This window comes from Ruegeria sp. HKCCA4008 (assembly GCF_013033125.1).
GTDB lineage: Bacteria > Pseudomonadota > Alphaproteobacteria > Rhodobacterales > Rhodobacteraceae > Ruegeria.
In genome coordinates this window covers 204,724-222,730 of record NZ_WQDM01000002.1, presented here as the reverse complement: position 1 = coordinate 222,730, position 18,007 = coordinate 204,724, and the positions used below count along the sequence as shown (strand labels likewise).

Genomic DNA, 18,007 nt, shown 5'->3' with positions numbered 1-18,007 from the left:
TTTTCGGGGCGGCCAGCCAATCAAATGGCAAGCATCCAGCTGCTGCATTCACGATAGATATATAACAAATGACTGCGCAAATGCAGCATTTTTGCTGCATTGCGGCAAAAGAACGCCTACCGCCGCAATCTCTGATTAAATCCTAATCGCTTACACAGCGGTATTCACCCAACGTGAAACAAAGTGTTGAACAGTCTTGGATCCAAGCTGGATGCCGCAAAGGTTGGGCCTTCGGTCAGAATCGACACAGCGTCGTGGCTATGCAGGCTTTCCTGATGGCTGGCTATTATCCGGAAATCACCAACATGATGATCTGCCAGCAATTCGGCGCAGAACAAGCGCGCCGCATCTTCGACAAAAATCGGATTGGCTGCGTTCAACTCGGCAAAAGCCTGTTCGTCTTCACGTTTGACCATGACCTGAGTTTCGGTCGGCACCGCGCGTCGGCACAACTCGATCAGGTCTTCGAACCAAAGACAATCGGCATCGCAATCCACGACCACGGAAATCCGCGCGACAGATCGTTGCGAATGCGGTGTTGCCAATTGTCCCCGCATGACACGGGCATGTTCGCTCAACTCCAGAGAGCACGGGCAGGTCGAAGAATAGACATAGTCTAGATGCATGATCTTCTGGCGCACACCGCCCGACTCCACCAGTTCCAGAGCGATGTCGTAATATTGATATCCTTCCAGACCTGATCTCAGGCTCTTGACCTTGTCGGGGTAAGAAAACCGCATTTGGATACGAGCGTCGAAGCTGTCCAGATCGGTCATGTAGTCGTCAAGCGCCGCCTGCATGACTTCGAAGCTGAATGTACGCTCGGCATGTTTGTAAAAAGACCGCATGATCCGGGACATATTGATGCCCTTTTTCTCGGCCTCAAGGCTGACGGTGCCCGTAACAGATGTCTCAAGCGTCAGGTCTTCCCCATCTTTCCGATGGAAACGGATCGGCAGGCGAAAGTTCGAGATGCCAACATGCTGGATCTGCTGCTTGGCACCGCGTATCAAGCTGGACGGGCCGTTTTGCAAGTCGGGCAACGACGCTCGGTAATCCGTGTCAACCGAGAAACCCTCCGGGTACTCGCGCGAAAGCGAAGGATAGTTCACCTGCGTCAGGCCGGGCACCAGCCGTGCAATAGCCGGATCCAGTTGGCTGATCTCGGATGCCGTCGCAGATTCCGCCCATTGCCGCAGAACTTTCAGGGCCTCGGCGGCTTTTTCCTGATCCGGGGTCTCATCAATGTCGCGCGGGTGGATGTTCATCGGCTGCGGTTCCTCGATTGGTCGTAGAAATATATACGACTGCAGGTGATTTACCAGTTTAACCCAATACGCAGGCAATAGCAGTCCGGATTGAAAAAACCGGCGCAAAACCGTCATTCTGCAACGGAATACGCCTTTCGCAGACACAAAGGCCAGGCTTCAACCGCGAACACCACCCGAAAAGACGCCCCGTTCACAGACAACGCGACGACCCCTAGTGGTAAGAGGCTTTTCACTGTGCTGCTGTTTGCTTCTGCGAAGCCTCCAATGCCTGCTGGATGTCTGCCAGCAGGTCTCCGGCGTCTTCCAGGCCAACGGAAAAACGGATCAGGCCCGGCGTAATGCCCAGTTCGTCTTTCTGAGCATCGCTCAGACGCTGGTGCGTAGTGGTCGCCGGGTGCGTTGCGATCGACTTGGCATCGCCCAGATTGTTCGAGATCACAGGAATGGTCAGCGCATTCAGGAAAGCAAAAGCCGCGTCCTTGCCGCCCTTGATATCCAGGGACAACACGGTCCCGCCTTTTCCACCAAGTTGCGATTGAACCAGAGCATTTTGCGCGTGGGTCTTCAAACCGGGGTAAAGGGTGCGCGACAGCGCCGGGTGCCCTTCCAGCGCCTCGGCGATCCGTTGTGCACTGTCGGCCTGCGCATTGACGCGCAGCGCCATGGTTTCCAGACCTTTGAGCATGACCCAGGCATTGAACGGGCTGAGCGCGCCGCCGGTATGCTTCAGATACGGCTCGACGGTTCCGCGGATGAAATCCCTGGTGCCGATGATGACGCCGCCCAGCGCACGGCCCTGTCCGTCAATATGCTTGGTCGCCGAATAAACGACCACATCCGCGCCCTGTTCTATCGCGCGCGAAAAGACGGGCGTCGAAAACACGTTGTCCACCACCACAATCGCCCCGACGGCATGGGCCAACTTGGACACAGATGCGATGTCGATCACTTCAAGAGTCGGGTTCGACATCGACTCGAAGAAGACCGCCGTGGTGTCCGGGCGGATCGCTGCCTGCCATTGCTCCAGATCGGTGCCATCCACAAAGGTCACCTCGACGCCAAAACGGGTCAGGATGTTTTCCAGAATGTACAGGCAGGATCCGAACAGTGCCTTTGCTGAAACAACATGGTCCCCGGCCTTCAGCATCGAGGTCAGCGCACCGTTCACCGCCGCCATGCCCGAAGCCGTCGCAAACCCATCCTCGCCACCTTCAAGTGCCGCGATGCGCTGTTCGAACATCGAGACCGTCGGGTTGCCATAGCGGGCATAGATGAACTCATCAGGGCCGCATTCCAGAAACCGGGCTTCGGCCTGTTCGGCAGTTTCGTACACAAAGCCCTGCGTCAGGAAAATCGCCTCGCTCACCTCGTTGTACTGACTGCGGCGGACACCGCCATGGACGGCTTGGGTGCGTTTGTTCCAGTTCTCGCTCATCTCATTCCCTTTCAGCCTCCGGCGGAGGCAAACAAAAAACCCCAGACGCGGCCAAGCGAAAGGGGTCTTTCATCCTGACCTTTTAGCGGTGTTGTTTAGCGTGGCCCGCAATCCGGTAACAAATCGCCACGAAGCTTCAGGATCGCAATACGCCTCGGGCGGTTTGCGGTCAAGCCCGGCCTGCGTTTCGGTCACGCTTTCGTAAGCGGCCCTTGCCGAACCGGCAGAAACCCGCATGATCCCTTCAACATCAGGAGAACACATGGCCGACCCGATTGATCTGTACTTCTGGCCCACACCGAACGGCTGGAAAGTGTCCATCGCCCTGGAAGAGATGGAGCTGCCCTACACCACGCATCTGGTCAATATCGGAAAGGGCGATCAGTTCGACCCGCAGTTCCTGAAGATCGCCCCGAACAACCGGATGCCCGCAATCGTGGACCCTGACGGGCCGGATGGTGCACCGATCTCGGTTTTTGAAAGCGGGGCAATTCTGATGTATCTGGCCCGCAAGACCGGGCGGTTCTATGGCAAGACCGAGCGTGATCGGATCGCCGTCGAAGAATGGCTGATGTGGCAGATGGGCGGCCTTGGGCCGATGGCCGGTCAGGCGCATCACTTCCTGAAATACGCCCCGCAACTGAACCCGCCACAGGACCTGCCCTATGCCAAAGATCGTTACCGGGCCGAGGTCGGTCGTCTGTACGGGGTGCTCGACAGACGGCTGGCCGAGAACGAATACGTTGCCGGACACTTCTATTCGATAGCAGACATGTCGATCTGGGGCTGGGCCAGCCTGTGGGAAGGGCAGCAGCAAGTGCTGGAGGACAAACCCCACTTTGCGCGCTGGCTGAAGACCGTCGGCGCCCGCCCCGGTGTTCAGGCCGGACGCGCTCTGCACGCAGAGCTACGAGGAGACAATCGTGACAAACAGGCGCAGGAGGTCTTGTTCAAACGATGACTGCGTTGAAAACCCGTTTGGATTGATGCGGATCATCAGCCCTGTCCGCCCTGGCCACGGCTGGTTCGGCTAGCGAAACTTGAATTCGGGTTCCGCCGGGAAAGGCATCGGGGTGTTCCTCCAAGCACCACTGCGCAGCGCGGCAGGATTTCTGTGGTCAACGCGCATCCGGGGCGTCAGGACAAAAGCCGCTTGCTTCTTCCCATCCGTTTCCCGCACCAAGCGTGTCATCTCTTTGCGCTTTAGACGCTGCAATTCCGAGAGGTATTTTTGGGTGTTCCCAAGGTGTCTGCGCTCGAAAGAGTGGGCACTCAATGCTTCCTCGATCATTCTGGCGGTATGCACGTATCCTTTTGAACGCGTATGCTCCAACAGTTCGCCAAGGCGACCGGCAATCTGGCTCTCATCCAGCTGGATGGTTTTTTCGAACGATCCATTTCGTGTTACTTCGGGCATCTGAACTGACTCTGAGAAGATGTTGAGTAGCGTGCCGTCGCGCCTGCGTTCAGACACAGGCCGACGCATAGAGATGCCCGCAGTACTAACACGACATCAAAGAGTCGACCGACCAATGCCGAATTGGCGGAAAAGCGCCTTTGACCCAGCGTGATATGCGAGAACTTACCGACATTCATCGGCGCACAGGTCTTGCTGTGCGCAAGGCGGCAAGACAGCCGCTCGCTATTGTCCGTCACGGCAGGCCGCCCCTGCGCCCTGAACCAGCATATCCAGCATCCCCGAAATATCCTCGATTTCTTCCGCAATCACATGGGTCACTGAATGCGCCCGCTGCATCCGGCCCGTCACCTTCAGCAACCGCCCCGAAATCACCGCACGACGGAACCGTTCGTAGATTTTGCGCCAGACCACCACATTCACGATCCCGGTCTCATCTTCAAGCGTCAGAAAGATCACGCCCTTGGCCGTCCCCGGCCTCTGCCGCAGGATCACAAGCCCGGCCACAGCCACGCGCGCGCCCTCGGGCGGGGAATCCAGTTGGCTGGAAGGCAGACAGGACGGCGGGCGCGGCCAATCCCGGTTTGAAACCACAGGGCGAATGGGTGTAACAAGCATAAGAACAAAAATAGAACAAACATCAAGAAAGTCCAGACACGGCGCGCTGAGTCGCAAATGAGGCTGGAAAGACCTAAATGCCTTCACTAAGGAAGAAATCGAACATCGCAAAAGGAAGACGCACGCAATGGCAAAGATCACCTATGTCGAGCACGGCGGTACCGAACACACAGTCGAGGTCGCCAACGGACTGACCGTCATGGAAGGGGCCCGTGACAACAACATTCCCGGCATCGAGGCCGATTGCGGCGGCGCCTGCGCCTGCTCGACCTGCCATGTCTACGTCCACCCCGACTGGGTCGAGAAAATCCCGGCCAAGGATGACATGGAAGAAGACATGCTGGACTTTGCCTATGAGCCCGACCCGGCCCGCTCGCGTCTGACCTGCCAGATCAAGGTCACCGACGCGCTGGACGGTCTGGTCGTTCAGATGCCTGAAAAACAGATCTGATGTACAACAACGCGCCGCGCCTGCCCCGCCGCTTTTGGCAATCTCGGGCACGCGGCGCTTTTCTATCTTTCGGACTTTGGCTCTCGCTGCAACCGGCTGACGCGGCGGAAACCATCAACGACGCCCGCTTCACAGAACCAACCACCCGTTACGCTCATGGCGTTCTGGGTGACACGATCGAATATGGCGCGCTGGAATTCACGACCGAAACTACTGTCGTAACTGTTCGACTGCCGCAGGATCGCGTGTTCGAAGACCTCGCTCCGCGTTTGGCAGACGTCAACCTGGACGGCGCGCGCGAAGCAATTGTCGTTGAATCCCACGACAAATCAGGGGCTCAACTTGCGATCTACGACGCCGCCGGAGAAAAAATCGCCGCCACGCCCCACATTGGCACCCGATTTCGCTGGCTCGCCCCGATCGGGGCAGCCGACCTGGACGGCGACGGACATATCGAGATCGCCTATATCGATCGTCCGCACCTTGCCAAAACCCTGCGCATCTGGCGCTACAAAGACAACGCCCTGAGCGAAGTCGCGGCTCTGCCCGGATTGACCAACCACAGGATCGGTGAAGATTTCATTTCCGGAGGCCTGCGCATCTGCGGCGACCGCCCGGAACTGATCGTGGCCAGCGCCGACTGGACGCGGATCGTAAGCGTCTTCTACGACAACGGCTGGATCACATCCGACCGGGGCCCGTTCAACGGCCGCAAAAGCCTAGCCCAAGCCCTGAACTGCTGATCCGCCTCTTCATCTGGCCAAAAATATCCTGAGGGATGAGCGGTTGAAAGGAAATCGTCCAGTGGACGATTTCGACCGCGAAAGCGCGCAGCGCCGGGAAACCGCAAGGCCGAGGGGTCAACCGCCCTGCCCCGTCAACCTTCCAGGGCACGCCATCCGATATCGCGCCGGTAAAACCCGTCAGGCCAATCCACAGCTTCAACCATTTCATAGGCCCGGTCGCGCGCCTCTTTCAGCGTGCTCCCACGGGCGGTCATGTTCAGCACACGCCCGCCCGATGCAACCACCTGCCCATCGACACTCTTTGTACCAGCGTGGAACACCATGTTCCGGCTGTCTTCGGGCAGGCCTTCGAGCCCTTTGATCGCAGTGCCTTTCTTGTAAGCACCCGGATAGCCATTGGCCGCCATTACCACCGTGATGGCATGGTCATCCGCCCAATTCACCCGCATTTCACCCAACCTGCCTTCGGCAGCGGCGTGCATCAGGTCCATCGCCTGCGCGCCCAACCTCATCATCAACACCTGACATTCCGGATCACCGAAGCGGACGTTGTATTCGACCAGTCTTGGCTGCCCGTCCTTGATCATCAAACCTGCATAAAGAACGCCTTGAAACGGCGTTCCCCGGCGCTTCATCTCGGCGATGGTGGGGCGCACGATCTCTTCCATCGCGCGCGCCTCCACCTCTTCGCTCAACACCGGCGCCGGAGAATACGCGCCCATCCCGCCCGTGTTCAGCCCGGTATCGCCCTCGCCAACCCTTTTGTGATCTTGGGCCGTCCCGACAGAAAGAATGTCCTCACCATCACACAGAACGAACAGCGAGGCTTCTTCCCCATCCATGAATTCTTCAATGACGACTTCCGCACCGGCACCGCCAAACGCACCGCCGAACATGTCGTCAATGGCGTCCAGTGCGGTCTTTTCGTCCATCGCAACGATAACGCCCTTGCCTGCGGCCAGACCATCGGCCTTGACCACAATCGGTGCGCCCTGTTCGCGGATATAGGCTTTGGCAGCCTCGGCCTCGGTAAACCGGGCATAAGCTGCGGTGGGGGCGTTGGCCGCGTCGCAGATTTCCTTGGTGAAACTTTTCGACGCTTCCAGCTTCGCCGCCTCGGCTGAGGGCCCAAAAACCAATACTCCGGCTTCGCGCAACCGATCAACCACTCCGGCCGCCAAAGGCGCCTCGGGCCCGACGATCACGAAATCAATCGCATTTTCTTCGGCAAAGCCGACAACAGCCCCGCCGTTTTCAATATCCAGAGCGGCACAGTCAGCGATCTGCGCGATCCCGGCATTCCCCGGAGCAACGATCAGGCGATCACATTTGGGGTTTTGCAGCACTGCCCATGCCAGGCTGTGTTCGCGCCCTCCGCTGCCGAGAATGAGGATATTCATGAAAGCTCTCCGATCTGCTTGGCCTTGCCTGCGCGGCGTTCTAAGCTGGGCGCGCATTTGAAACAAGGCGCTGAAATGTCCGACCTGCTTGATGACCCGGTTCCGGGCCAAAACACCCCTGAATACACAGTGTCCGAAATTTCGGGTGAGGTGAAACGGACGCTCGAAGGCTCATTCGGCCGAATCCGCGTGCGCGGTGAGGTTGGGCGCGTGTTCAAAGCCCGATCCGGGCATCTTTATTACGACATCAAGGACGACCGGAACGTTTTGGCCTGCACCACGTGGAAAGGTCAGATTTCCGGCCTGTCCGTTGTGCCCGAAGAAGGGTTGGAGGTCGTCGTCACCGGCCGCCTTACCGCTTTCGGGGCGCAATCCAAATACAACCTGAACGTCGATGAGGTTTCTGTCGCGGGTCAGGGCGCACTCATGGCGCTGCTGGAGAAGCGCAAGAAACAACTGGAATCCGAAGGTCTGTTCGCGCCGGAACGCAAGAAACCCTTGCCTTACCTGCCGCAGATCATTGGCGTTGTGACATCCCCTTCCGGTGCCGTGATCCGCGACATTCTGCATCGGCTCAGGGACAGGTTCCCACGCAAGGTGCTGATCTGGCCTGTGGCGGTTCAAGGGGCCAACTGCGCCCCCGAGGTCGCCCGCGCCATCGAAGGCTTCAACCAATTGACACCCGGCGGCGCGTTGCCCCGGCCCGACCTGATCATCGTCGCCCGTGGCGGCGGATCGATCGAAGACCTCTGGGGCTTCAATGAAGAGATCGTCGCCCGCGCCGCAGCCGCGTCGGACATACCGTTGATCTCGGCCGTTGGGCATGAAACCGATACCACCCTGATTGATTTCGTGTCGGACCAGCGCGCGCCGACGCCCACCGCGGCCGCCGAACTGGCCGTTCCGGTGCGCATGGAACTGCTTGCCTGGACCGAAGAGCAAGCCGCGCGCCTGTCCCGCGCGGCAACGGATGCCGTTCAACGCCGAACGCAAAGGCTGCGCGATCTTTCCCGCGCCCTGCCGCGCCCGGACAGCCTGTTGAACACACCAAGACAACGCCTTGATTTGATTGCAGATCGCCTCACACCCGCCTTGATCCGCGGCGTTCAGAACCGTCGCCTGCAAGTGGTGGAATTGTCTGCTCATCTGCGCCCCTCGACCCTGCGAAGCTTGATTTCGACGCGACAGGAATCGCTGCGCAACCTGTCATCGCGCCTGTCCCTGCGACCGATCCAAAGGGAAATCGATCAACAGCGGCAAAACCTCGATCGTTTCGGCGATCGAATGCACACGGCCCAAACCACGCGACTGGACCGCCTCAAACAGCAACTCGAAGCGACGGATCGCCTGCGCGAGACGCTGAGCTACAAAGCCACTTTGGACCGCGGATACGCAGTCGTCCGGGCCGACGGGAATGTGATCACCACCAAGGCTCAGGCCGCCAAACAAACGGCGCTCGAGATCGAATTCGCCGATGGTGTTCTCAGCATCGCCCCGGGCGCGAAATCACCCTCGAAGAAACCCAGGCCGGACACCCCGGATCAGGGATCACTGTTCTAAGCCATGCTCACCATCTGGGGCCGTGACAATCGCCGATGCGCAACTTTCTGAAAACGCTTTCCTGTGCGGTTCCTGCCTGACTTTGGCCGATATCCAGTTGGGACACATACTCTATCGCTACTAAGACATCGATATTTCACGCGCATCACTGCCCAGTTTGCGCCGCTATTATGAAGGGTTGACGGACAGGACATCTTACCAAACCCATGTCATGATCGATTATGATGAGCTGCGCGCAAACTGATCAAACGCCAACGTCCGGCCCGTAACAGACCATTTCCTCCCCAAGGTCCTCGGCCTCATACAGTTCGGTCGCTTGCGGATTGCCTTCGAACTGCGCAATCAAACCGCCACCGGATTGAGTGAAAACCCAGCATTGCGGATCCAGCCTGTCTTCGTAGACAAAGCAGATCTGCTCACCCTGCTGATACCAGATACCTTCCTTGCAATTCCCGTCGAGAAAAGACCAGATCACACGACGGTTCGGAAGATACCGCTCCACCCCGTAAATCTGACCTTCGAACCCGTAAAACAGAGTTTTGCCCTGCGTATACTTGTCGAACTCCGAGCCAGACAGAGGCGTTTGTGCCGCCACGGAATGTGCGGTAAAAGTCACGAGAATCATCAGGAACCTGAACATGTTTCCATTTTGTCAGAAGCGCTTCGGTCATGCCATTCGCCTGTTGAACCGGTGTCATCACATAGCACTTAACTCAACGTAAGCGGTTGATTTCACGCCACGTCCCAGATCAGATTATTCTGAACCGGCGAGGAGATGACATGCCAACCCTACTGTTCTGGATCGCCTTTGGCTGTGCCCTTGGGTACCTGCCGCTGACCTCCCGGCCCGCCGGTTCTTTGCGCACTGTACTGAAAACCGCGTCGGTCGCCCTATTGGCGGTCACGGCCATCATGAACGGTGGGCCTTGGCTGTTGGTTCTTGCCCTCGCTCTTTGTGCGACAGGTGACGCGCTGCTGTCGCGCGAAACAGATGCCACCTTCATGACGGGCATCGCCGCATTTGCCGCCGGGCATCTGGCCTATATCGCTCTGTTCCTGACATTGCCGATCAGTTCTGCCGGGCTGATCCTCAGCGCGCCTGCGATTGTATGGTCCTTGATCATTCTGGGCATCATCATGGCCACATTGCTTGCGCCCCGCGCCGGAGACCTGAAGGGGCCCGTTCTGGCCTATATCCCCATCATTCTTGGCATGGGGATCACGGTGCTGGCACTGCCGGATGCCGGTCCCCTTCGGTGGGCCTTTCCCGCCGCAATGGCCTTCATCGCGTCAGATCTGATCCTCGCAACCGAGAAGTTCCTGCTGCCGCGGCACCATCCGGCCCTCAAGGTGACGCCCTATATTGTGTGGCCCCTTTACTGGGGTGCTCAGCTTGGCTTTGTCCTTGCGTTTGCGTGACCCTTTGCAACTGCCGCAAATCCGCATTAGGTGAAGGGAACACCTGTGGAGACCAAGTATGGCGTTTTTCTCAAAGCTAAAGGACAAGCTGTTCAAATCTTCATCTCGTCTTGAAGAAGGGCTGGAAGCCATCGTCGAGGATGGCGGCGAGGAAACAGCGGTTCCGGACCCTGTGATCCCCCAGCCGCAGCCCGATCCGCAACCCGTTCCAGAAGTGCCAGAGCCTGCCCCGGCACCGCAACCGGTTGAACCGCCGGCACCGATCCCGGCTGACCCCACGCCTGTCGCTCCACCGCCGGAAATACCGGAATCCAAGGGTATCCTGAACCGCCTGTTCAATCGAGGCGCCGCCACGGAAATGCGCCGCACCCTGGACGATGACATGCTGGAGCAGCTCGAAGAGCTGCTGATCGCCTCGGACATGGGCGTCGACACGGCCTTGCGGGTCACGTCTAACATGGCTGAGGGCCGCTTTGGCCGCAAACTGTCGACCACAGAGATCAAGCAACTTCTGGCCCAGGAAGTCGCCCGAGTGATGGAGCCTGTGGCCAAGCCTCTGCCGATCTATCCCAAACGGCCACAAGTGGTGCTGGTCGTCGGCGTCAACGGCTCGGGCAAGACCACGACAATTGGAAAACTGGCCAGCCAGTTCAAAGAGGCCGGCAAAAAGGTCGTCATCGCCGCCGGCGATACTTTCCGCGCTGCGGCCGTGGAACAGTTGCAGGTCTGGGGTGATCGCGCCGGAGTTCCGGTGCTGACCGCCCCCGAAGGCTCGGACCCCGCCAGCCTCGCCTTTGACGCGCTGACCCGTGCACAGGCAGAGGGCGCCGATCTGCTGATGATTGATACGGCGGGCCGCCTGCAAAACCGCACCGACTTGATGGAGGAACTGGCCAAAATCGTCCGCGTCATCCGCAAGGTTGATGACACTGCTCCGCACAACACCTTGCTCGTACTCGACGCCACCACCGGACAGAACGCGCTGAGCCAGGTGGAAACGTTCCGCAATCTGGCGGACGTTTCCGGTCTGGTCATGACCAAGCTGGATGGCACGGCCAAGGGCGGTGTTCTTGTTGCCCTGGCAGATAAATTCGGGTTGCCCATCCACGCGATCGGCGTCGGCGAACAGATCGACGACCTTGCCCCTTTCGACCCAGAAGAATTCGCCGCCGCCCTCACCGGTCTCGACAAAGGCTGATCCCAGGCTTCATCTGGCCCCAAATATCCTCGGGGGGTGTGGGGGGCAGACAGCCCCCCATCTTCTCCGCTCCGCAAAAGGTCCGCGTATTTGAGCGACTGGCTGATCTCTCTCGAAGGCACCGAAGCCGGACACCAGCTGGCATTGGCGCTGGCTTTGATGGCGGCGTTCCTGCACGCGGTCTTCGGGGCATTGCAAAAAGGCAGGCATGACCCGTGGCTGTCCCGCGGCGCGATCGACGCCTGCTATTGCCTCATGGCCGCCCCCTTCGCCTTTTTCGTGGTGCCCTGGCCCGAACCTCATATGTGGCCGATCTTCGCGCTCGTCTGGCTGATCCACATCGCCTACAAGACCCTGCAAGCCATGGCATATACCAAAGGCTCTTACACCGTCGTCTATCCGGTGGTGCGCGGGACGGGTCCGCTGTTCACGGTCATTGGTGCCTATCTTCTGTTCGGCGAAACATTCTCGGCCGTTCAATGGCTGGGCGTGGCCACCTTGCTGGCGGGGATATTCGGGTTGGCTGCCTACAACTTCAGGTTCCTGGAAACCAACAGGGATACGCTGGGCATCGCGCTGACACTGGCGATCATCACTGGCCTGTTTGTGGCCCTGTACACCACCTATGACGCCTATGGCATTCGCGCCACTGCCGATCCGTTCACCTTTCTGGCCTGGTTCTTCATGATCGACGGCGCGGCCATGCCGATATACGCATTTCTCAGGTGGCGCGCGATGGCGCACAGACCTGCGCCTGGCCCGCTGATTTTGCGCGGCCTCGCTGGCGGTATCATCGCCCCTTTGTCCTTCGGGGCGATCATGCTGGCCACCCGGCTGGACAAGGTCGGTGAAGCAGCCGTTCTGCGCGAAACCTCAACAGTCTTCGCTGCGCTGATCGGCTGGCTTGTGCTAAAGGAAACGGTTGGCCCAAGACGCATTGCCCTGATGGCATTGATTGCACTTGGCGCCGTAATAGTTGAAATGGGCGGATAAGCAGCAGGAAGTACAGATGACAGGCAAAAAAGACATCAACCCGTTTCTGAAACAGGTTCTGGAACTTGGCCCCCCGCTGGCCTTCTTCTTCATCTACCTGCGCCTGCGCGACGACAGTTTTCTGATCGGCGGCATCGAGTATTCCGGCTTCATTGTCGCCACGATTATCTTTGTCCCCCTGATGCTGGGGGCAATGGGTATCCTGTGGTATCTGACCGGCAAACTCAGCCGGATGCAGATCTTCACGGCCATCATGGTGATTTTCTTCGGCGGACTCACAGCCTGGTTCAACGACGAGCGGTTCTTCAAGATGAAAACCACACTTGTCTATGGTCTGTTTGCCCTGATCCTCGGCATCGGTCTGATGCAAAAGAAATCCTACCTGGCCTATGTTCTGGACGAAATGCTGCCGATGAAACACGAAGGCTGGATGATACTCACGCGTCGCCTGTGTGCTTGTTTCGCCGTTCTGGCCGCCGCAAACGAATTCGTCTGGCGCACCATGTCGACGGATCTGTGGGTCAAGATCGAGACTTTCGGCTTTCCCATCGCGCTGATGGCCTTCCTGATGCTTCAGTTCAGCATTCTGCAACGCTATATGGACGATCCCGAGCAGAAATAGCGGCCTTTACACCCGCCAGACCTGCCAAAACAAACAAAATTCTTGGCTTGAGCGCCCAGCTATGGGAAGTTGTGCCACCACCCACTCTCATACCCTGCCCAAGATCGGTGCATACATGACGGCCTTTCCCACCAGCGGCTTCCTTGCCGAAGCTTCCGACGGGCTCAGAGAAATGCTTTCGGCGCAGGCGACCGAAATATCTCTGTCCCAAGGTGAAATACTTTTTGAACAAGGTGACGAGGGCGACTCTCTCTATGCCATTCTGGAAGGCACGTTAGAGGTTTCCTTTCTGGCAATGAGCGGCCGGAAACTGACACTTACCTTGATGCGCCCCGGCGAAGTCTTCGGTGAAATCGCGTTGTTCGACAATGGTCCGCGTACGGCCACCATTGCGGCGGCAGAAAAGTCGCGTGTACTGCGTGTGCGCCGCAACGACGTTATGAACCAGATCAGACAACAGCCAGACCTTGCCGTGGATATGATCCGTCTGGCCGGTTTACGGATGCGATGGATGGGATTGCAATTGAACGAGCAGGTCTTTCTGCCCATGCCTATTCGGCTGGCCCGCAAGCTGCTGCACCTGTCCAGTTTGCAGGACGACCCGGCCGCGCGCATCACCCTGTCGCAGAGCGAACTGGCCGAATTTGTCGGTGCCACACGCGAGGCAGTATCCAAAACCATCTCGATCTGGAAACGCGACAACATGGTCGAAGCCTCTCGAGGTGGTTTACTGATCCAGGACTTTGAAGCCCTGCGAGAATTGGCTGATTCAGATCTTATTTGATCCGGTGTGATCTGGTTCACAGACCATCGATTACGCTTTGACCTAACGTGAGATTGTTACCGTAGGAGGTCAGAGAATCATCCCCGATATCTGTCCACTGACCTCTCCCTGTATCTGAGCCATACGCAATCACTGCGTATGGCTCATTTTTTTTGGCACATCAGTGATACCCGGTCTGGCCCGCAATAAAAAAAGGCCGGGAGGGTTTCCCGGCCTGTTCAATCAGTTTTCAAGGCTCAGCGCCACAAAACGCGGATCGCCGCCCCTGCGCACCAACAGCAGCAGAGATTTGCGACCAGCTTCGCGCGATTCTTCCATACGGGCTTCAAGATCTCCGATGGTTTCCACCTTTTGCTGGCCTGCTTCGGTGATCACGTCACCCGCCCGCATTCCCTTGGCATAGGCCTCAGATGCTTCATCGACATCTGTAATCACAAGGCCGTCTGCATCAGAATCCAGCCCCAGATCTGCACGCAGCGTATCGGTCAGGGGGGAAATCGTCAGGCCCAGAATATCCGCGTTCTCTTCGATCGGAGCTTCCTGCGGTTCCTCCTCGCCAGTGTCAGCGCGTTCCGCATCTTCCCGACGCCCTAGTGTCACAAGTACGGTCTGGGTTCCACCGTCGCGGTGCACGACCACTCTGACCGACTTGCCAACTTCTGCTTCACCGACCTGACGCACCAGACCTCGCGTGTCTTCCACCTCGACGCCGTCAAAGCTGAGGATCACGTCACCCGCCTTCAACCCGGCTTCCTTGGCGGGGCCGTCCGGTACATCGCTGATCAGCGCCCCACCCGGCTTTTCCAGGCCCATGGCCTCGGCCATGTCCTCGGTTACGTCCTGAATACGGACGCCCAACCAACCGCGGCGGGTCTCGCCATATTTGCGCAGTTGATCCACGACTTTTACGACAACATTCGACGCCATCGAGAAACCAATGCCGATCGAACCGCCGTTGGGCGAAAGGATTGCGGTGTTCACTCCGATCACTTCGCCGTCCATGTTGAACAGCGGCCCGCCCGAGTTGCCCCGGTTGATCGCCGCGTCCGTTTGAATGTAATCGTCATAGGTTCCGCTCAGCGCTCGGTTGCGTGCTGAAACGATCCCAGCCGATACCGAAAAGCCTTGCCCAAGCGGGTTGCCCATGGCGATAACCCAGTCACCCACACGTGCCACGTCGCTGTCGCCGAATTTCACATATTTTAGTGGGCCCGAAGCCTCGACCTTGAGCAGCGCGATATCGGTTTTCTCATCCGTTCCGATAACTTTGGCCACAAGCTCTTTCTTGGGTTGGCCATCGCCGGGGAAGAATTCCACAAGTATCTCATCGGCTTCGGCAATCACATGGTTATTTGTGACGATAAAGCCATCTTCCGAGATCACGAACCCAGATCCCAGCGCGTTGCTTCTGCGCGGCGCGTTGTCACCGTTGTCACCGTTGCGATCCTGAAACTCGCGAAAGAAATCCTCGAACGGAGAGCCTTCAGGAACAATACCTTGCGGTCCAGTCTGGCCTTCGATCAAAGTGCTGGTGGTAATGTTCACCACTGCCGGGCTGATTTCCTCGGCCAGCGGTGCCAGACTTTCACTTTTGGCCTGCGCTGCAACCGATTGAGCCAGCAACAGCAGTGAACCTGCAAAAGCCAGCCACATCAGCCGCATCCAAACACTCACTTCGTCCCACCGGACGGATACACTGCGCGCTTTCGCCTGCACTTGAGCTCTCCTTGTCGACATTCACGCCAAGACCGCTTGTTCTCGGCCTTTCTTACAAACCAATGTAGTCAGTTTGCCCCCACGAGCAACTCGGGATCGCAGCGAAATCACCAGCAAGTGAAACCACAGCGTCAAAATCCCAATTGTTGCGCGCCCCAAAGCAGGACCAAACCGCTGATCACGCATAGCAATCCGACCAGGCGCCGGGCTTGCTCTGGCATGTCCCGCAAGGCTTCAAGCATCCGCTCTATAAGCGAAGGGGCCAGCGCATAGGCCAGCCCCTCGACAATCAGTACCAGCCCGAAAGCCAGAAGGATCATACCCATTATTCAGACGCCGCAGCCGCCGGTGCCCGCCGTCCGGTTGGCGAAGCGAGGTAGTTGAAAAACTCGGAATCCGGGCTCAGGATCAATGAGCTATTACCACCTTGCAGCGCATTTTCATACGCGGTCAGCGAACGGTAGAACTCGAAGAACTCCGGGTCTGCACCATACGCTTCGGCAAAGATCGCGTTGCGTTCGGCGTCAGCTTCACCGCGGATGATTTCCGCTTCCCGACGGGCATCCGAGACCAGTTCGACCACGGTACGGTCTGCCTGAGCGCGAACACGTTGTGCAGCTTCGTTACCGCGTGCGCGCTCGTCGGTCGCCTCACGTTCACGTTCAGCCTTCATCCGGTCGAATGTTGCCTCGAGGTTCGCCTGCGGCAGGTCGGTTGCCTTCAGGCGCACGTCGATCACGTTGACGCCCAGCGCCCGCGCTTCGGCAATCGCGCTGTTGCGGATGCGCAGCATCAGCGCGGCACGGTCTGAACTGAGGATGTCACGCGAGGAGACCGAACCCAGTACTTCGCGGGTTTCAGCGCGCAGGATACGATCCAGACGGTCTTCGGCGACCGGAATACCACCCACACCAACGGCCTGACGGAACTGTTCCAGATCAGAAATCCGATAGCGGGCGAAGGCATCAACCACCAGTCGGCGATCATCCAGAGGCGTAACCTCCAACGGCTGAACGTCGATGGACAGGATCCGGTCGTCATAGCGGACAACTTCCTGAATCAGCGGGATCTTGAACGCCAGACCCGGCTCTTCCTTGACCGCAACAACGCGGCCAAATTGCAGAACCAACGCGCGCTCACGTTCATCCACGATAAAGATCGAGGACAGTACACCAACAATCGCGATGAAAACGATCGGCAGAATAAAGGTCGCTTTACGCATCAGTTGCTCTCCTGTCCGGAATTGCGGCGCAGTTCGTTCAGCGGCAGGTAAGGCACGACGCCCTGCCCCGATCCGGTCGAGTTTTCGTCCAGAATGATCTTGTCCACGTCACCCAGAACCTGCTCCATCCGCTCCAGGTACAGACGTTTGCGGGTCACATCAGGCGCTTTGGAATATTCTTCCAGAACCGCGCTGAAACGGCTCGCCTCACCCATGGCGCTGTTGATCTGCTGTGCGCGGTAGGCTTCGGCTTCTTCCAGTACCTGGGCAGCTTCACCGCGCGCCTCAGCCAAAACCCGGTTGGCGTAGGCGTCGGCGACGTTTTGCAGCCGATCACGCTCCTGCGCGGCGGCCTGAACATCGCGGAAGGCGGCGATCACGTCCTGCGGCGGGTCGGCCTTGTCGAAGTTCACGCGGATGATGTTCACACCCGAATCGTAGCTGTCCATCGTCGTCTGGATCAGTTCCTGCAGGCGCTCGGCAATGATGCCGCGATCCCGGTTCAGGATTGGTGCCAACTCGCTCTGCGCGATAATCTCACGCATCGCCGATTCCGACACGGCGCGGATCGTCTGACGCGGATCACGCAGATTGAACAGGAACTTGGCCGGGTCGTTGATATTCCAGACGACCTGGTAATCGATATCGACCACGTTTTCGTCGCCGGTCAGCATGAGGCCATCGTCGCTGCCCCGGGCTCCGCCCATATCTTCGGTCTGTTCGCGGGTGACCGGAATCACCTCGGCAGTGACAAACGGCCATGGCGCGAAGTTCAGACCCGGATTACCAACCGCAGAAAACTCACCCAGAAACAGCTCAACTGACTGTTCTTCCGGTTTTACAGTATAAAAGCTGGCCAGCCCCCACAAAACGGCAGCCGCCACCAGACCAATCGCAACTGTACCTTTAGTAAAGGCCGGGCCTCCACCGCCCTGACCACCGCTGCCACCACGGCCACCGCCGCCGCGACCGCCCATCAGGACGCGCAGCTGCTCCTGGCCTTTTTTCATCAGCTCGTCGATCTCGGGAATCTGCGGGCCTTCGCCTTCGGGTGGGCGTCGCCCGTCCCCGTTGTTACCCCGATTTCCTCCACCTCCTGAAGAGCCTCCGCCCCCCCAGGGGCCACCGCTGTTGCCCGCCATATGTATCATTTCC

General features: G+C 58.5%; 19 protein-coding genes and 1 riboswitch. Of the genes, 9 read left to right on the top strand and 10 right to left on the bottom strand.

Features of this window, described 5'->3' with window-relative positions:
- Positions 1–164 precede the first annotated feature (164 nt).
- Both folE2 and metZ read right to left on the bottom strand, forming a co-directional pair.
- Positions 165–1,268 carry a GTP cyclohydrolase FolE2 gene (gene folE2, locus GOW60_RS05395; RefSeq protein ID WP_171228506.1) on the bottom strand — a complete coding sequence of 368 codons (1,104 nt, stop codon included), beginning with the start codon at positions 1,266–1,268 and terminating at the stop codon, positions 165–167.
- Between the two features lie 232 nt (positions 1,269–1,500).
- Positions 1,501–2,706: an O-succinylhomoserine sulfhydrylase gene (gene metZ / locus GOW60_RS05390; protein ID WP_171228505.1), complete on the bottom strand. Its 1,206-nt coding sequence runs from the start codon at positions 2,704–2,706 to the stop codon at positions 1,501–1,503.
- Positions 2,707–2,768: 62 nt separating this feature from the next.
- Positions 2,769–2,846, bottom strand: a riboswitch (SAM riboswitch).
- 122 nt (positions 2,847–2,968) lie between these two features.
- On the opposite strand from metZ, the gene GOW60_RS05385 reads away from it, so the two are divergent.
- The gene (locus GOW60_RS05385; protein WP_171228504.1) at positions 2,969–3,667 is read left to right on the top strand and encodes a glutathione S-transferase N-terminal domain-containing protein; all 699 of its coding nucleotides are present in this window, start codon (positions 2,969–2,971) and stop codon (positions 3,665–3,667) included.
- 69 nt (positions 3,668–3,736) lie between these two features.
- Here the strand turns inward: GOW60_RS05385 and GOW60_RS05380 are convergent, their stop codons facing one another.
- Together GOW60_RS05380 and GOW60_RS05375 are read right to left on the bottom strand one after the other, a co-directional pair.
- Positions 3,737–4,123: a hypothetical protein gene (locus GOW60_RS05380; RefSeq protein ID WP_171228503.1), complete on the bottom strand. Its 387-nt coding sequence runs from the start codon at positions 4,121–4,123 to the stop codon at positions 3,737–3,739.
- A gap of 225 nt (positions 4,124–4,348) precedes the next feature.
- Positions 4,349–4,741 carry an OB-fold nucleic acid binding domain-containing protein gene (locus GOW60_RS05375; protein WP_152459842.1) on the bottom strand — a complete coding sequence of 131 codons (393 nt, stop codon included), beginning with the start codon at positions 4,739–4,741 and terminating at the stop codon, positions 4,349–4,351.
- Between the two features lie 127 nt (positions 4,742–4,868).
- Here GOW60_RS05375 and GOW60_RS05370 point away from each other — a divergent pair, with 127 nt between their 5' ends.
- Together GOW60_RS05370 and GOW60_RS05365 are read left to right on the top strand one after the other, a co-directional pair.
- Complete coding sequence (locus GOW60_RS05370; RefSeq protein WP_152457603.1) at positions 4,869–5,192, top strand: 2Fe-2S iron-sulfur cluster-binding protein; 324 nt, start codon at positions 4,869–4,871, stop codon at positions 5,190–5,192.
- Positions 5,192–5,935, top strand: coding sequence for a VCBS repeat-containing protein (locus GOW60_RS05365; protein ID WP_254443848.1), 744 nt, complete (start codon positions 5,192–5,194; stop codon positions 5,933–5,935). The genes GOW60_RS05370 and GOW60_RS05365 overlap by 1 nt, the downstream gene beginning before the upstream one ends.
- Before the next feature lie 134 nt (positions 5,936–6,069).
- Here the strand turns inward: GOW60_RS05365 and purD are convergent, their stop codons facing one another.
- Positions 6,070–7,338 (bottom strand): phosphoribosylamine--glycine ligase, encoded by a 1,269-nt coding sequence (gene purD, locus GOW60_RS05360; protein ID WP_171228502.1) that lies wholly within the window; start codon positions 7,336–7,338, stop codon positions 6,070–6,072.
- Between the two features lie 75 nt (positions 7,339–7,413).
- Here purD and xseA point away from each other — a divergent pair, with 75 nt between their 5' ends.
- Positions 7,414–8,898, top strand: coding sequence for an exodeoxyribonuclease VII large subunit (gene xseA / locus GOW60_RS05355; protein WP_171228501.1), 1,485 nt, complete (start codon positions 7,414–7,416; stop codon positions 8,896–8,898).
- A 244-nt stretch (positions 8,899–9,142) separates the two neighbouring features.
- On the opposite strand, the gene GOW60_RS05350 is transcribed toward xseA, so the two are convergent.
- The gene (locus GOW60_RS05350) at positions 9,143–9,523 is read right to left on the bottom strand and encodes a hypothetical protein (RefSeq protein WP_171228500.1); all 381 of its coding nucleotides are present in this window, start codon (positions 9,521–9,523) and stop codon (positions 9,143–9,145) included.
- 155 nt (positions 9,524–9,678) lie between these two features.
- Here GOW60_RS05350 and GOW60_RS05345 point away from each other — a divergent pair, with 155 nt between their 5' ends.
- The 5 genes from GOW60_RS05345 (at position 9,679) to GOW60_RS05325 (ending at position 13,914) form a co-directional block, all read left to right on the top strand.
- Positions 9,679–10,317 carry a lysoplasmalogenase gene (locus GOW60_RS05345; RefSeq protein ID WP_171228499.1) on the top strand — a complete coding sequence of 213 codons (639 nt, stop codon included), beginning with the start codon at positions 9,679–9,681 and terminating at the stop codon, positions 10,315–10,317.
- Between the two features lie 58 nt (positions 10,318–10,375).
- On the top strand, positions 10,376–11,515 hold the full coding sequence (gene ftsY / locus GOW60_RS05340) for a signal recognition particle-docking protein FtsY (protein ID WP_171228498.1): 1,140 nt from the start codon (positions 10,376–10,378) through the stop codon (positions 11,513–11,515).
- A 90-nt stretch (positions 11,516–11,605) separates the two neighbouring features.
- The gene (locus GOW60_RS05335; protein ID WP_171228497.1) at positions 11,606–12,508 is read left to right on the top strand and encodes an EamA family transporter; all 903 of its coding nucleotides are present in this window, start codon (positions 11,606–11,608) and stop codon (positions 12,506–12,508) included.
- Positions 12,509–12,524: 16 nt separating this feature from the next.
- The gene (locus tag GOW60_RS05330; protein ID WP_171228496.1) at positions 12,525–13,130 is read left to right on the top strand and encodes an inner membrane-spanning protein YciB; all 606 of its coding nucleotides are present in this window, start codon (positions 12,525–12,527) and stop codon (positions 13,128–13,130) included.
- A gap of 115 nt (positions 13,131–13,245) precedes the next feature.
- Positions 13,246–13,914, top strand: a complete 669-nt coding sequence (locus tag GOW60_RS05325) for a Crp/Fnr family transcriptional regulator (RefSeq protein WP_171170683.1) — start codon at positions 13,246–13,248, stop codon at positions 13,912–13,914.
- A 222-nt stretch (positions 13,915–14,136) separates the two neighbouring features.
- Here GOW60_RS05325 and GOW60_RS05320 read toward each other — a convergent pair whose 3' ends face one another.
- From GOW60_RS05320 to hflK, 4 genes are all read right to left on the bottom strand, one after another.
- Complete coding sequence (locus GOW60_RS05320) at positions 14,137–15,651, bottom strand: Do family serine endopeptidase (protein WP_171228495.1); 1,515 nt, start codon at positions 15,649–15,651, stop codon at positions 14,137–14,139.
- A gap of 110 nt (positions 15,652–15,761) precedes the next feature.
- Positions 15,762–15,956, bottom strand: a complete 195-nt coding sequence (locus tag GOW60_RS05315) for a DUF2065 domain-containing protein (protein WP_152457591.1) — start codon at positions 15,954–15,956, stop codon at positions 15,762–15,764.
- The gene (gene hflC, locus GOW60_RS05310; protein ID WP_152457590.1) at positions 15,956–16,852 is read right to left on the bottom strand and encodes a protease modulator HflC; all 897 of its coding nucleotides are present in this window, start codon (positions 16,850–16,852) and stop codon (positions 15,956–15,958) included. Before hflC ends, GOW60_RS05315 begins: the two co-directional genes overlap by 1 nt.
- Positions 16,852–17,994 (bottom strand): FtsH protease activity modulator HflK, encoded by a 1,143-nt coding sequence (hflK, locus tag GOW60_RS05305; RefSeq protein ID WP_152457589.1) that lies wholly within the window; start codon positions 17,992–17,994, stop codon positions 16,852–16,854. The genes hflC and hflK overlap by 1 nt, the downstream gene beginning before the upstream one ends.
- Between the last annotated feature and the right edge of the window lie 13 nt (positions 17,995–18,007).

Bases quoted from the DNA above. Each gene is read 5' to 3' on its own strand.
- folE2 (WP_171228506.1), bottom strand. From the start codon at position 1,268: ATGAACATCCACCCGCGCGACATTGATGAGACCCCGGATCAGGAAAAA.
- metZ (WP_171228505.1), bottom strand. From the start codon at position 2,706: ATGAGCGAGAACTGGAACAAACGCACCCAAGCCGTCCATGGCGGTGTC.
- GOW60_RS05385 (WP_171228504.1), top strand. From the start codon at position 2,969: ATGGCCGACCCGATTGATCTGTACTTCTGGCCCACACCGAACGGCTGG.
- GOW60_RS05380 (WP_171228503.1), bottom strand. From the start codon at position 4,123: ATGCCCGAAGTAACACGAAATGGATCGTTCGAAAAAACCATCCAGCTG.
- GOW60_RS05375 (WP_152459842.1), bottom strand. From the start codon at position 4,741: ATGCTTGTTACACCCATTCGCCCTGTGGTTTCAAACCGGGATTGGCCG.
- GOW60_RS05370 (WP_152457603.1), top strand. From the start codon at position 4,869: ATGGCAAAGATCACCTATGTCGAGCACGGCGGTACCGAACACACAGTC.
- GOW60_RS05365 (WP_254443848.1), top strand. From the start codon at position 5,192: ATGTACAACAACGCGCCGCGCCTGCCCCGCCGCTTTTGGCAATCTCGG.
- purD (WP_171228502.1), bottom strand. From the start codon at position 7,338: ATGAATATCCTCATTCTCGGCAGCGGAGGGCGCGAACACAGCCTGGCA.
- xseA (WP_171228501.1), top strand. From the start codon at position 7,414: ATGTCCGACCTGCTTGATGACCCGGTTCCGGGCCAAAACACCCCTGAA.
- GOW60_RS05350 (WP_171228500.1), bottom strand. From the start codon at position 9,523: ATGATTCTCGTGACTTTTACCGCACATTCCGTGGCGGCACAAACGCCT.
- GOW60_RS05345 (WP_171228499.1), top strand. From the start codon at position 9,679: ATGCCAACCCTACTGTTCTGGATCGCCTTTGGCTGTGCCCTTGGGTAC.
- ftsY (WP_171228498.1), top strand. From the start codon at position 10,376: ATGGCGTTTTTCTCAAAGCTAAAGGACAAGCTGTTCAAATCTTCATCT.
- GOW60_RS05330 (WP_171228496.1), top strand. From the start codon at position 12,525: ATGACAGGCAAAAAAGACATCAACCCGTTTCTGAAACAGGTTCTGGAA.
- GOW60_RS05325 (WP_171170683.1), top strand. From the start codon at position 13,246: ATGACGGCCTTTCCCACCAGCGGCTTCCTTGCCGAAGCTTCCGACGGG.
- GOW60_RS05320 (WP_171228495.1), bottom strand. From the start codon at position 15,651: ATGTCGACAAGGAGAGCTCAAGTGCAGGCGAAAGCGCGCAGTGTATCC.
- GOW60_RS05315 (WP_152457591.1), bottom strand. From the start codon at position 15,956: ATGGGTATGATCCTTCTGGCTTTCGGGCTGGTACTGATTGTCGAGGGG.
- hflC (WP_152457590.1), bottom strand. From the start codon at position 16,852: ATGCGTAAAGCGACCTTTATTCTGCCGATCGTTTTCATCGCGATTGTT.
- hflK (WP_152457589.1), bottom strand. From the start codon at position 17,994: ATGGCGGGCAACAGCGGTGGCCCCTGGGGGGGCGGAGGCTCTTCAGGA.